This is a genomic window from Pseudomonas asplenii (assembly GCF_900105475.1).
In the GTDB taxonomy this organism is placed as follows: domain Bacteria; phylum Pseudomonadota; class Gammaproteobacteria; order Pseudomonadales; family Pseudomonadaceae; genus Aquipseudomonas; species Aquipseudomonas asplenii.
Window position 1 is genome coordinate 3,795,185 of record NZ_LT629777.1, and the last position, 13,196, is coordinate 3,808,380.

General features: G+C 61.9%; 13 protein-coding genes and 1 tRNA gene. 7 read left to right on the forward strand and 7 right to left on the reverse strand.

Annotated features, from left to right (window positions below):
* Window positions 1-19: 19 nt before the first annotated feature.
* Entirely contained in the window at window positions 20-589 is a 570-nt protein-coding gene (locus BLU37_RS17445; RefSeq protein ID WP_010445906.1) for a SiaB family protein kinase, read from the reverse strand.
* Window positions 586-1,758 carry a SpoIIE family protein phosphatase gene (locus tag BLU37_RS17450; protein ID WP_197678410.1) on the reverse strand — a complete coding sequence of 391 codons (1,173 nt, stop codon included), beginning with the start codon at window positions 1,756-1,758 and terminating at the stop codon, window positions 586-588. Before BLU37_RS17450 ends, BLU37_RS17445 begins: the two co-directional genes overlap by 4 nt.
* Before the next feature lie 261 nt (window positions 1,759-2,019).
* On the opposite strand from BLU37_RS17450, the gene lepB reads away from it, so the two are divergent.
* The 6 genes from lepB to hcnC all read left to right on the forward strand — a co-directional run bounded on the left by lepB (window position 2,020) and on the right by hcnC (window position 6,592).
* A complete protein-coding gene (gene lepB / locus BLU37_RS17455) occupies window positions 2,020-2,688 on the forward strand; it encodes a signal peptidase I (protein WP_010445910.1) in 669 nt (222 codons plus the stop codon).
* A gap of 108 nt (window positions 2,689-2,796) precedes the next feature.
* Window positions 2,797-2,872 (forward strand) — tRNA-Asn (locus tag BLU37_RS17460).
* 93 nt (window positions 2,873-2,965) lie between these two features.
* Entirely contained in the window at window positions 2,966-3,388 is a 423-nt protein-coding gene (locus BLU37_RS17465; protein ID WP_090206995.1) for a hypothetical protein, read from the forward strand.
* 223 nt (window positions 3,389-3,611) lie between these two features.
* Window positions 3,612-3,926 (forward strand): cyanide-forming glycine dehydrogenase subunit HcnA, encoded by a 315-nt coding sequence (gene hcnA / locus BLU37_RS17470; protein ID WP_010445913.1) that lies wholly within the window; start codon window positions 3,612-3,614, stop codon window positions 3,924-3,926.
* Window positions 3,923-5,320, forward strand: a complete 1,398-nt coding sequence (gene hcnB, locus BLU37_RS17475; protein WP_090206997.1) for a cyanide-forming glycine dehydrogenase subunit HcnB — start codon at window positions 3,923-3,925, stop codon at window positions 5,318-5,320. Before hcnA ends, hcnB begins: the two co-directional genes overlap by 4 nt.
* A 3-nt stretch (window positions 5,321-5,323) precedes the next feature.
* Window positions 5,324-6,592, forward strand: coding sequence for a cyanide-forming glycine dehydrogenase subunit HcnC (gene hcnC / locus BLU37_RS17480; RefSeq protein ID WP_090207000.1), 1,269 nt, complete (start codon window positions 5,324-5,326; stop codon window positions 6,590-6,592).
* 31 nt (window positions 6,593-6,623) lie between these two features.
* Here the strand turns inward: hcnC and BLU37_RS17485 are convergent, their stop codons facing one another.
* From BLU37_RS17485 to BLU37_RS17495, 3 genes are all read right to left on the reverse strand, one after another.
* Complete coding sequence (locus BLU37_RS17485; RefSeq protein ID WP_090207003.1) at window positions 6,624-6,938, reverse strand: helix-turn-helix domain-containing protein; 315 nt, start codon at window positions 6,936-6,938, stop codon at window positions 6,624-6,626.
* Window positions 6,928-7,278, reverse strand: coding sequence for a toxin (locus tag BLU37_RS17490; protein WP_090207005.1), 351 nt, complete (start codon window positions 7,276-7,278; stop codon window positions 6,928-6,930). The genes BLU37_RS17485 and BLU37_RS17490 overlap by 11 nt, the downstream gene beginning before the upstream one ends.
* A gap of 163 nt (window positions 7,279-7,441) precedes the next feature.
* Window positions 7,442-8,305 carry a LysR family transcriptional regulator gene (locus BLU37_RS17495; RefSeq protein WP_090207008.1) on the reverse strand — a complete coding sequence of 288 codons (864 nt, stop codon included), beginning with the start codon at window positions 8,303-8,305 and terminating at the stop codon, window positions 7,442-7,444.
* A gap of 410 nt (window positions 8,306-8,715) precedes the next feature.
* On the opposite strand from BLU37_RS17495, the gene BLU37_RS17500 reads away from it, so the two are divergent.
* Complete coding sequence (locus tag BLU37_RS17500) at window positions 8,716-10,923, forward strand: M12 family metallo-peptidase (protein WP_090207011.1); 2,208 nt, start codon at window positions 8,716-8,718, stop codon at window positions 10,921-10,923.
* Between the two features lie 46 nt (window positions 10,924-10,969).
* Here the strand turns inward: BLU37_RS17500 and BLU37_RS17505 are convergent, their stop codons facing one another.
* Window positions 10,970-12,292 carry an Nramp family divalent metal transporter gene (locus BLU37_RS17505; RefSeq protein WP_090207013.1) on the reverse strand — a complete coding sequence of 441 codons (1,323 nt, stop codon included), beginning with the start codon at window positions 12,290-12,292 and terminating at the stop codon, window positions 10,970-10,972.
* Between the two features lie 279 nt (window positions 12,293-12,571).
* Window positions 12,572-13,075: a hypothetical protein gene (locus BLU37_RS17510; protein WP_090207016.1), complete on the reverse strand. Its 504-nt coding sequence runs from the start codon at window positions 13,073-13,075 to the stop codon at window positions 12,572-12,574.
* Window positions 13,076-13,196: the final 121 nt, after the last annotated feature.

Sequence of the window (13,196 nt, forward strand, 5' to 3'; positions counted from 1 at the left end):
GGCGATTGCGTCACTCTAATCAGATAGTTGCTTTAAGGCAGAACAGCGTGGTTTCCGGCTCGTCCGCTCGTGGGTAGAAGTCGAACTCCAGCGGCGCGCTGGCGTCGCGCGCCATGGTCAGGAAACCGAGGCCCGCGCCCTTGCTTTCCACCGGAGTTTCCGCGCGCAGGGTGACCTTGTAGGCCTGCTTGATCTCTTCCAGTGACATGTTGCGCAGCGGTTCCAGCTTGGCCCGCAGACGCTCGACATCACGGGTGGCGATGGGGTTGGCGCAGAGCATCAGGTGGCGGTCGCCTTCACGGCTGATGCACACCGCGCCCTGGCGCAACGCCGACTCTTCGCCGGGTTCTTCTGGCAGCGAATCGGAGGAGTAGTGAATGATGTTCTGGGACAGCTCCACGAACGACGAAAACAGCTTGCGCCGCGTCGGTCCGTTCACTCCGGAAATCTCCAGTTGCAGCCGGACCACCTCGGCCATCGCGCTGACGATGGTGTGGGAGAAATAGCCCATGTGATAGAAAATCACATTGCGCTGTTGTGCCAGGTCGAAGAAGTGGTAATCGGGGTGGGCAGCATTCGAATTGATCATGGTTCGTTTCCAAGACGCGCACAGAAAAGGGTGAGGTCGTCACGCCGTGCCTGCTCTCCTTGCCAATTGGCCAGCGTGCGTTGCAGGGCTTCGCAGATGACGGTCGCCGGCTGATGACGGTGTTCCACTATCGTGTTGAACGCCTTGCTCTTGCCGAAGGCGATCTGGCGCGGGCCGCCGATCTGGTCGGTGAGGCCGTCGGTGGCGATGAACACCAGGCTGGCCGGTGCCAATGTGATGCGGCTCACCGGCCATTGATAGTCGATGGCGCTGTCCACATAGCCGACACCGACCCGTTGCCCCGCCAGGGTTTCCATCTGCTCGGCGGCGGCCGGCAGGACGTGCAGCGCCATGCGTGCGCCGGCGAAGCTCAGGGTCTGGCTGGCGTTGTCGAACCAGAGGAACGCGGCGTCCAGGCCATCGTCGGATTCGGGGGTGCCATCGCTGCTGTGCACCTGTCCCAGCAGCTCCTTGACGCTGCGGTTCACCGCCGCCAGCAGCGCGCCGGGGTCGCGCGGGCCAAGCCGCGCCAGGGCCTGGGTCAGCGACGAGGAGGCGATCAGGGTCATGAAGGCGCCGGGCACGCCGTGGCCGGTGCAGTCGGCGATTGCGCCGAACCAGCCATCGGGGTAGGCGCAGAAATGGTAGAAGTCGCCGCCGACGACATCCCGCGGTTCCCACAGCAGGACGGCGTCTTCCAGGGTCGCCTTGAGGGTGTCCCGCGAGGCACGCAGCATGGAGCGCTGGATGACGCTGGCGTATTCGATGCTCTGCATGATCTGGCGGTTTTTCTCGGCCTGCATGGCGGCCACCACCGCCATCAATTGCAGACCGCTGCCCAATCCGGCGAAGCGACCGTCACGGGTGACGATAAAACCGTCGGACAGGGCCTTTTCGCCGGACTCGACGGTCTTGAAGGTCAACGCCTCGATGCTCATGTCGGCATCGACGATCAAGGGCTCCTTGTCCATGAAGGCGATGCAGCTCTTCTTGTCGTATAGCTCGCGGTGAAACGGCTTGCTCATCATCGACAGGAAGATCGTACGGTTGATCAGGCCGATGGGCCGGGTGTCCTCCACCACCGCCAGGCAGGCCATTTCCTTCTGCGAGCTGAAGGCTTCCATCACCAGAGCGTTGGTGCTGTTGCAGTCGATCGCCGGCATTTCCATGCACAGATCACCGGCGCAGCGGTGCTCTCTGGAGCGTTGTGGGCGCATGAAGGAGAAGCTTTCTGCACGCATGCTGGGAATCGCCGGGCAAAGTGAAGGCACAACGCTATCTCGCCAATGTGACGCTTGTATGACGATCTCTCGTTTGGTTCTCCAGGCCACTGGCGTTCCAGGGGGAAGTTCCCGAACCAGGAAACTTGGCTCGGCCCGAGATGGGTGCTACAAGAATCGATGAAAACGTCATCCCTTTCAGAGGTCGTCATGAAGCGCTGGATCGTCAATAACCGTGGGCTGCTGATCTTTCTCCTGTGTTTCGGCATCTTCCGGACTTCCATGGCGGACTGGAACCCGATTCCTTCGGGCTCCATGCGTCCGACTCTGCTTGAGGGCGATGTGGTACTGGTCAATCGGTTGGCCTACGATCTCAAGCTGCCCTTGAGCGATATTTCCCTGGCGGCGCTGGGCAATCCACAGCGCGGGGACGTGGTCACGTTCACCTCGCCCAAGGATGGCGTGCGGCTGATCAAGCGGTTGGTGGGTGTGCCGGGCGATGTGCTGGAAATGCGCAACGAAGTGCTGTTCGTCAATGGTGTGGCGGCGCACTACAGCGATGCCCGGGACATTGCCGAGCCGGGCGCTCATGCGGTGAATATTCCCGGTGTATCGGTGACCGAAGTTTCCGACCACAGCGAGCGTCGCGTGCAGTTCCTGCGTGGCGTGGCGGCTGCCCGGGATTTCGGGCCGATCACCGTGCCGGCGGACAGCTACTTCATGCTGGGCGACAACCGCGACAACAGTGCCGACTCGCGCTATATCGGCTTTGTCCCACGTCGCCTGCTGATCGGCCGGGCCCATCACATCGTGGTATCGGCCGACATCCTCGGCCATTGGATGCCGCGTCTGGACCGTACCGGCAAGCGGATTCTCTGATGGGGTTTGTGGCGAGGGGAGGTTGCGCCGCAACGGGACGTCGCAGGGTTTGGCGCTTCGCCGATCAGGGGTTGACTTCTCTTTTTATATCAGTAACATAGCTTGCATTCCGCAATAGCTCAGTTGGTAGAGCAAATGACTGTTAATCATTGGGTCCCTGGTTCGAGTCCAGGTTGTGGAGCCAGATAGAAGAAAAAACCTGCAGCGATGCAGGTTTTTTTTTGCCCGAAATTCAGGCGGCCGCGAGTGGCGGTCACTTACCGTCGAGGAAATCAGCATGGCAGAAATGGCCCAGCAGGATGATCTGTTTCAGGTGGACAAGCGGCTCTCCCTCAAACCCGTGATGGACTTCAATGCCTTTTTGCTCCAGGCCTTCGCCGACGGTCCGTGCAAATGCCTGCGCTGCGTCGAGAGTTCGGGTGTCGAGACCGGCTATGCCTTCCAGCACACTTTCGAACTGGGCAAGGTGGTCAATCGCCAGTTCGCCAGAACCACCCCGAGTGACGTGCTGCTGGCGTTGAAAAAGGCCTGGCTGTCGTTCTTCAAGGTCGATCTGGAAGTGCCTGGCCTGCTGGATCTGTTCAAGGTGCAGGAGTTCGTCAAGCCTGAGCTGCATATCCGCCTGCGTCCGCTGCTTATGGCCTCGGGGCTGATCGTGGAGCGCGACGGCGAGTGGCTGTTGCAGGCGGTTGCCGAGTAGGCGCTCAGCGACCTGACGGCCGGTAGGGTTATCCTCACCTTTAGTGGCCTGGATCAAGGTTTTGCGTGGCACAACCCCTTAACGTGAATGTACACCGGTTCACCGCAATGCGGCGAACCACCACTCTGTGGCCGTCATACGCCCCATGTGTGTTGCGGCCAGGCCAGGAAGTGCCCGGCGCAGGGTGGTAGTCCACTCACGTCAATCATGGATGATGCAGAACATGCAGAACCTGGATCGAAAATACGATATCCAGCCGCTTCAACGAGCGGATATGACCCTCCATCTCAATGGCCAGGATGTGCCCGCGGCAGAAGGCGAGACCGTGCTTTCGGTGTTGCAGTCGGTGGGCTTGCGCCAGGTCTCGCGCAACGACCACGGGCAACTGGCCGGCGCCTTCTGCGGCATGGGCGTGTGCCAGAGTTGCCTGGTATCGATCGATGGCCGGCTCAAACGCCGGGCCTGCCAGACCCTGGTGAAACCGGGTATGCGTATCGAGACCGGGGTCAGCCGGTTTGCTGCTCTGGAGGTGCTATGAGCCTGCTTCCGGTGATTGTCGGCGGTGGCCCGGCAGGTATGTCCGCAGCCATCGAGCTGGCCCGCCACGGGGTGTCCAGCGTGCTGTTCGAAGAAGCCTCGCGCCTGGGCGGTGTGGTCTATCGCGGCCCCTTGCGCAGCGGCGTCGATCTCGATTACCTGGGGACGCGCTACAGTTCGACCCTGGCAAAACTGCATGGTGAATTCTCCACCTGTGCGGACCGGGTCGATGTGCGCCTCAACACCCGCATCGTCGGTGGCGAGGGCGCGCGGACGCTGATGGCGCTGGATGCCGATGAGTCCCTGTATTCGGTCGAGTATCCGCAACTGTTGCTGGCCTCCGGTTGTCATGAGCGCAACGTGCCGTTTCCCGGCTGGACCCTGCCCGGGGTGATGCTGCTGGGTGGACTGCAGTTGCAGATCAAGAGTGGCGTGGTCAAGCCGCTGGGCGCGACGGTCATTGCTGGCACCGGGCCGCTGCTGCCGCTGGTGGCCTGCCAACTGCATGCGGCGGGTGTGCCGGTGGCGGGTGTCTACGAGGCCTGCGCCTTTGGTCGCATTGCCCGGGAAAGCCTGGCCCTGCTGAACAAGCCGCAGATGTTTCTCGATGGCTTGAGCATGCTCGCCTACCTGAAGCGACATGGCATCCCCATGCACTATGGCTGGGGCGTGGTCCAGGCACAGGGGCAAGACGAACTGACCCATGTGACCCTGGCACCGTATTCCGCAGACTGGCAACCGGATCTGGCGCGCGCGCATCAGCTTGAGGCCCAGACGCTGGCGGTCGGCTACGGTTTCATTCCACGGACCCAGCTCAGCCAGCAGATGGGCCTGGCTCATGCCTTCAATGCTGATGGCTACCTGTTTGCCGAGACCAATGTCTGGCAGCAGAGCAGCGAGCCGCATATTCATCTGGCCGGCGACATGGGCGGGATTCGCGGTGGCGAAGCGGCGATGCTGGCCGGACGGATCGCCGCCGTTTCCATCCTGATGCAGCGTGACGTACTCGATGCCGAGACAGCTCTGGCCTTGCGTCAGAGCTATCTCGACAAGTTGGCGAAGATCCGCAAGTTCCGCTCCGGTATCGACCGCTATACCCGCCGAGGCACGCGACAGATCGATCTGGCCAGGCCCGACACCGTGATCTGCCGCTGTGAACATGCGACCCGTGCCGACATCGACCTTGCGCTGTCCCAGGGGGTGCAGGACATGGCCTCGCTGAAGATGCGCACCCGTGTGAGCATGGGCGATTGCCAGGGGCGGATGTGTGTCGGTTACTGCAGTGACCGCCTGCGGGACGCCACCGGCCGCGCCGATGTCGGCTGGTTGCGGCCACGTTTTCCGATCGAGCCGATTCCTTTTTCCGCCTTCGAACAACTGGGCAAGGACGCCTGAACCATGAGCAGAACCTATGATGTCGTGATTGCCGGTGGCGGTGTGATTGGTGCTTCCTGCGCCTATCACCTGTCCCGAGAGAAAAACCTGCGGATCGCCCTGATCGACGCCAAGCGTCCGGGCAATGCGACCCGCGCCTCCGCCGGAGGCCTGTGGGCCATCGGTGAGTCGGTGGGGTTGGGCTGCGGGGTGATCTTCTTTCGCATGATGTCCGCCCGGCGCCGTCGCGAAGCCCATGGCGCGGCGGTGGTGGTGGATTCCAGTACCCCGCATATCCTGCCGCAGTCGTTCTTTGACTTTGCCTTGCAGTCCAATGCGCTGTACCCGCAGTTGCACCGCGAGTTGCTCGAACGCCATGGCATGGACTGCAAGTTCGAACGCACTGGCTTGAAATACGTGATTTATGACGACGAGGATCGCCTGTACGCCGAACATATCGTCTCGCACATCCCGCATCTGGCGGATCAGTTGCGCTGGCTGGATCGGGACGCCCTGCGCGAGTCCGAGCCGGCGGTGAGCGGCGAAGCGCAAGGCGCGCTGGAGTTTCTCTGCGACCATCAGCTCAGCCCGTTCCGCCTGGCGGACTCCTATACCGAGGGCGCGCGGCAGAACGGTGTCGATCTGTTCTTCAACACCAACGTCACCGATGTGCTGCACCAGGGCGGTCGTGTGAGTGGTGTTCGGACAGCGGAAGAGGGCGAGTTCCATTGCTCCACCTTGATCAACGCGGCGGGGGCCTGGGCTGCCGAACTCAGCCAGCAGGCCACCGGGATCGCGATTCCGGTCAAGCCGGTCAAGGGACAGATCCTCCTGACCGAGCGCATGCCCGCTCTGTTACGCGGTTGCCTGACCACCAGTGACTGCTACATGGCGCAGAAGGACAACGGCGAGATCCTGATCGGCAGCACCACCGAGGACAAGGGCTTCGACGTGAGCACCACGTTCCCGGAAGTGGCCGGGCTGGTGCAGGGCGCCGTGCGCTGCGTGCCGCAGTTGCAGGGCGTCAACCTCAAGCGCTGCTGGGCTGGCCTGCGCCCGGGGTCGCCGGATGAATTGCCGATCCTGGGGCCGATGGCGGGTGTCGAGGGGTATCTCAATGCCTGCGGCCATTTCCGCACCGGGATCCTGACCTCGGCGATCACCGGGGTGATGCTTGAGCGCCTGGTCAATGAAAAACCGTTGCCGCTGGATATCACACCGTTCCTGGCGGATCGGTTCGAAACGGCGGCGGTCGTGAAGCAGGTGCCCCAGAAGAATCTCGAGCACGCCTGAAGTCCGCGGGAGCGCTCGCCGCTCCCGCCACTCAACCCAGGGACGCCAGGTGTTCTACCGTCTCCGGGTACTTCTCCACCAGCCGGATCAAGGTCGTGGCCTGGGCATTCGGCCGGGCCCGCCCTTGTTCCCAGTTCTCCAGGGTACGGGTATTGGTGCGCAGGTACATGGCGAACACGGCCCGCGACAGTTTCAACTGATTACGAATGGCCACCAGCTCCTCGGCACCGAGCGGCTGCAGCTTGTTCAACTGGACCTTGTGGGTGCGCAGGGTGACTTTCCCCTGGCGCTCGTCGGCCAGGGCATCGAAGCCCTCGACCAGTTCTGCAAAGATGTCACGTTTCATGATGTTTTCTTGCCTCTATCTCCAGGAACAGAAGCCGTTTCAGCACGGTTTTCTGTTGTGAACTCAAGTCGTCCTGCTCGTCCTTGTCGTACAGGGTGAACAGCCAGAACCGCGCACCTTGCGGCCACCAGTAGTCGATCACCCGGATGCCGCCCCGCTTGCCTTTCTGCCGCTGCATGTCCATGCAACGCACCTTGCGCAACCCGCCGGTACCTTGAATCACGTCACCGGCTTCAGGGTTATGCATCAGCGCCAGTTGAAAACAGCGAAAGGCTTCATCACCCAGACAGGTTTTGCGGTGACGTTCGAAAGGCGGCAATTCGATAAACAGAGCATTCATTATTTGTACGCTATCTACGTATAGAATGAAATGGAGAATTTGTATCTGTTTTCACCTTAGTTGAGGCCTGACAGCTGATTTGTCGGACTTTTCTGGCAGGTCTATGGCTTTGGGCGATGGAGTGCGTCTGAAGGGAGAATGTGGTGTGCCGCTTTGATGAAACTCAGATCATCGGGTCCCAGCGCTGGGACCAGTCGGTGTCGGCCTTGACGATTTCGCGTAGAAGCTCGAAGGCTTTCTGCAGGGCGGCCGAGTCCCGCTCGCGGGCGTATACCAGATAGGTCGGGTAGCTGAACTCCGGTGCCTTGGGCACCCGCTCCATCACACCACTGTCCAGGTAGCTCTGGATCACGCGGGTGCGGAAATAGCCGGAGCCACCGTTACCCAGGATGAACTGCAGAGCCACCGGGCCCAGGTTGAAGCTGGCGGCGGCGCGGGCCTTGTCCGGCAGCGCAGCGTCGTGCTGGCGACGGAAGCCTTCACCCCAGTCGATATACACATAGGGCTCGGGCTTTTCCGTCAAGCGCACCAGGATCAGTTTTTCCTCCAGCAACTGCTCCACCTGCAGCCCCGGCCAGTAGGCTGGCTGATAGACCAGCGCGGCATCGAGCACACCCAGTTCGAGCTGGCGCAGCAACTGCTCGCCATCACGGATTTCCGTGCGCAGGGCATGGGTCGGGATATGTTCGCGCAAAGCGTTGGCCCAACTGAGAATCAGCGGGTTGCACAGGCTGACTTCGCCGCCGATGTGCAGCACGTTGTTGAACCCTTCCGGCAACGGCAGATCGCGCCGGGCCGCATCCCAGGTCTCTACCAGTTGATTGGCGTAGACCACGAAAGCCTCGCCGTCGGCGGTCAACCGGGCGCCGGCGCGATTGCGTACGAACAATCTGGCATCGAGCTGGCTCTCGAGCTTCTGTACCCGTGCGGTGATCGCGGTCTGGGTCACGTGCAGTTTCTCGGCGGCGGCCACCAGGCTGCCGCAGCGGGCGATTTCGAGAAAGGTGCGGGCGAGGTCGATGTCCATGGGGCATCCGGAAGCCTTGGGTAGCACAGTGTAATCGGATCGGGTCTACGCCGCCCGTGTCGCCTGGATCGGTGATGCGTGGGGGGAACAATTATCGGGTCGGTTCGCGTACCCGGCGATTTTATGTCTAGACTCTCCTGTGCAGTGCAACAGGCCCTTTACTGTCCAGGGTACTGGTCAAGGCCGGACGTCTGTTTCACTTGGGAAAGGCAGTAGGCGTGGTTATCCAGTCAGCTCCCGTCGTATTGAAACGGCTTTCGAATGCCCGCGAGCAGGTGTTTGAGTCGTAGGGTGCGTGTCAGCGCCCCCATCATGTTGTAGCGCGTAGTCGATCGTCACCAGCACCCCACGAAAACATACATGTGCGAACTGCCAAGGCAGCGCCTTGTCCGTTCGAATGGGAGAGTGTCATGACTTTTCACCTGTCTGGTGCGCGATCCGGTTCATGGAAACGCTACAGCGGCTTCGCGTGGATTCTCTGTCTGTTGATCGTTGCCCCCGGCTCATGGGCGGCAGACAGCTTTCTGACGATCGAGCCCGCGCAATCGCCACAGCAGATGCGGCAAAGCGGTGATCCGGCGTTGTCGGCGGTTCTGGAGACCCAGGCGTTCAGCTCGGTACAACGGGTCCGGGCCAATGCCGATCTGTTGTCCGATCAACTCGATGTGTTGCGCATACCGCTGGGCAATGGCCGGGTGGTCAGCGCGCGCAAGCTGTTTTATCGCACCAACGCCAGTGGGTCGGTCTGGCGAGGTGAGGTCTTCGTCCCGGGGGAGAACAGTCGAGTTGCTGCCGAAGACGAGCGGCTGATCGATGAGTTGAACTCGGTGATTCTGGTGCGTAACGCTGATCAGATCACCGGGATCATCCGGGTGGGCGGTGAGGTACATAGAATCCTGCCACTCACTCAGGGAGGGCAGGTTCTGGTGCAGGTCGACCCCAGCAAAAAGCGCCACTTCGATGAGGGTTCCGATCAGCGCCGGCATGTCAGCGGCAAGGGCGCGGACGTGCCAGCTTCGGAGGCGGTCGCCGCGTCGCGCCCGCGTGACGGGATCAGCACGATCCGGGTCATGATCGTCGCCACGCCCCTGGCGGTGGACAGGCTCGGCGGCGAGGCCGGGCTACAGGCCCAGGCTGCGCTGGTGATGGAGGAGTCGAATCAGTCCTTCGTCAACAGTGGTATTCCCACCCGGTTCGAGAGCGCTGGTACCTATATCCTCAAGTATGCCCAGCAGGCCCAGGCAGACGGCGATCGGTTGCTGGACAAGATCGAGAGCCGGTCGGACCCGGACCTCGGGGCCCCGACCTGGGCGTTACGTGATGAACACCGCGCGGACCTGGTGGTGCTGGTGGCGGATATCCGTTCCTATTGCGGCCTGGCCACGCTCAATTCGAGCAAGGCCACGGCCTATGGCGCGATCGACTGGACATGCTTCTCGGACGGCACGACGGTCCAGCACGAAATCGGCCACAACATCGGTGCCGACCATACACCGGAGGAGGCGCAAGGCAATGCGTTTCCCTATGGTTCCGGTCATCAGAAAACCTCGGGCGATCTGCGTTGGTCGACGATCATGGCGCCTTACTGTTCGCGTTGCACGGTGATCAACTACTGGTCCAACCCCTATCGCACCTACAAGGAGGCGCCCTTGGGCGTGGTGAATGTCAGTGACAACGCCCGGGTCTGGGGCGTGCGCGCACCCGTGGTGGCGAATTTCTACCCTGATCCGGTGGAGGCCAATCCGCCCTATGCGGTTGCCCGGGCGGAGCCTTCTGCGGTGCTCGGTGCACAGGTGGTGCGACTCGATGGCTCGCAGTCTTCCGACCCGGCGGGAGGGGCGTTGCGTTATCGCTGGGAACAGACCGACGGCACGCCAGACGTCAGTATCGCCGGCAGTTCGGCAAGGGAGGCGCGGGCGAGCATACCGGCGGTGAACCGCAGCAGCCATTTCACCTTCCGCCTGACCGTGACCAATAGCGACGAACTGAGCGACAGCCAGGACGTGAACGTCAACGCCGAGCCGGTCAGCCTGGTTCCCGTGGCCATTATCACCGCCCATGAGCAGGTCGAAGTCGGCAAGCCCCTCGATTTTTCGGCAGCGGCGTCGACCGGCAATCAACTGGCTTACACATGGCGCTTGCCCGACTTCACCCCTGCCAGTTCCAGCAGCCAGCGGATTGTCGCCATCGCACCGGCCACGGTCGGTCAGCGTACGGTGCAACTCAGCGTGCGCGACGCCCAGGGCCGCGAGGCTGTGAAAACCCAGGTTGTCCGGGTTGTCGCCGGTTCCGGCGGCGGAGACGGCTGTGTTCCGAGCGATCCGGGCGCCGGGCAATATCCGCGATGGGATTCGCTCAAGACGTACGTTGGCGGCGATACGGTGCAGCACAATGGAGTGATCTGGCGAGCCGGTTGGTCGAGCCGTGGTGTTTCACCGGACAAGACCGATGCCTTTACCCTGGTCAGCGCACTGCCGGTGCCGTGGCAGGCCGGGCGGCCTTATGTCGCTGGCAACCAGGTGATCCACGCGGGCAAGTCGTACCAGGCCAAGTACTGGGTCAACACCGCTCCCCCTGGGGCGGCCTGGACACTGCTGGGTGACCACCCTTGCCCATGAATCATGGATGAGCAGACGCCCCGAACGGGTTCGGGGCGCTGGCGGGTCATTCGCTGAAAATCTGCGCGATCAGCCAGATGTTCGCCGTGCTGATCGCGACGAACAGCAGCCAGGCCAGGCCCTTGGTGTACCAGCGGTTGACGAACTCGCCCATCAGGCGTTCGTCACTGGTCAGGCGGATCAGCGGGTACAGGGCAAAAGGCAGTTGCAGGCTCAGGACCACCTGGCTCAGCACCAGCAACTTGCCCACGGCTCCTTCGCCCATCAGCCAGACGCCGATGAAAGCCGGGATCAGCGCCAGCCCGCGAGTGATCAGGCGGCGTTGCCAGCAGGGGATCTTCAGGTTCAGGTAGCCTTCCATGATCACCTGGCCGGCAATGGTGCCGGTGAAGGTCGAGCTTTGCCCCGAGGCCAGCAGCGCGACACCGAACAGAATACTGGCGAAGGCCCCGCCCACCAGCGGGTCGAGCAGGTGATAGGCGTCCTGGATTTCCACCACATCGGTGTGCCCCGACTGGTGGAAGGCCGCCGCTGCGAGAATCAGGATCGCCGCGTTGACCAGCAGTGCCAGGGCCAGCGAGCCGATGGTGTCGAAGCGTGCCAGGTGTACGGCATCACGTCGGCTGGCAAGGTCGTTGCCGACCAGTCGGGTCTGAACGATGGACGTGTGCAAGTAGAGGTTATGCGGCATCACCGTGGCCCCGAGGATGCCGATGGCCAGGTACAGCGGTGCAGTTTCGCTCAGCGCTGAGACCGATGGTTTGAAACCGTCGAACACAGCCGGCCAGTAGGGCTTGATCAGGACCAGTTCGATGAAGAAGCACACGCCGATGGTCGCTACCAGCACCAGCATGATCGCTTCCAGACGTCGGAAACCTCGGTTTTGCAAGGCCAGGATCAGCAGGGTATCGAAGGCCGTGAGGACGATGCCGAAGGTCAGCGAGCAGCCCAGCAGCAGGTGGAAGGCCAGGGCGCAGCCGAGCACTTCGGCCAGGTCCGTGGCAATAATGGAAATTTCCGCGAGCAGCCACTGGGCCATCGTCGAGCGGCGGCTGTAGCGATCCCGGCACAGTTGCGCCAGGTCGCGGCCGGTGGCGATTCCCAGGCGTGAGCACAGGCATTGCACGGCCATGCCTGCGAGGCTCGCCAGCAGCACCACGAACAGCAGGCTGTAGCCATAGCGCGAGCCGGCCTCGATCGCGGTGGCCCAGTTGCCCGGGTCCATGTAGCCGATGGAGACCAGCAGACCGGGGCCGGCGAAACGCAGCGCCCGCTTGAAGAACGGCGCGCTGCTGTCGACGGCGATCGAGCCGTTCACTTCAGAAGGGCAGAAAGGGGCGGTGGCAACTTTGGGCAGACTGAATTTCACACGGCGATCCAAGGCTGGGTAGGGAGGTTCCCCAGCTTAGACGCTTGCAGCCTGTGGCCCAAGCCCGACGGGTTGTGTTCGGCATCTTGCGGGTGCTCCAGTGTGCGCGAATTCGTCGGGCATGAATCTACATAATAATTATTTACATTGATAGATAAAAATCATTTGCGCATGAGGGCGCGCTGGACACAGGAAAAGGTCTGGCGAGTCATGCGTGCCAAGGTAGGGAAAGGGGTCAGGAGCCCGTGACGTCTGGCGCCACGGGTGAATGCCGGGCGCTCAGGCCTTGGTGTCGATCGAGAGGCTGGCGCCGGAGCTGGCGAACTGTTGCAGATTGAGCATCACGTTGATCGCCCGCTTGTACTCGGGGATCATGTAACTGGAGAACTGGTCGTTCTTCGTCGGGCTGTTTTGCAACGCGCTGATCTGGTTGGCGAAGTAGTCCAGGGCGTTGAATTTATCGTTTGGTTTCTTCTGCGCGCCAGCGGTGGAGAGCAGGTTCGCGGTAGAGGCGCTGATCAGGCCCTGTTCCTTGAGCACATCGCTGTACTTGGCCAACTGCTCGGGGGTAACCGATTTCGCATCGAAGCCCTGGAACTTCGACTGCAGCTTGTCCTTGGCCATCTTGACCGTGTCGAGCGCTGTCGGGTCCGGCTTGACGTCCTTGAGGACATCGCGGGTCTTGACCTCCTGCTTGGCGGCCTTTTCCGCCGCTGCGGTGCCTTGCTTCAGAACCCGTGAACGCATCTCGGTGGCCCAGGCGGTGATCGAACCTACGCTCATACGCGACCTCCAGCACTCAGGTGGCTGGTGGCCTTGGCGTCCTGCCGGGTTTCTGTTGAGAAAACCATGGGAAATATCCTGTCGATTGTAGGGTTCTTGAAAGAATTCTAATCAACTGTAT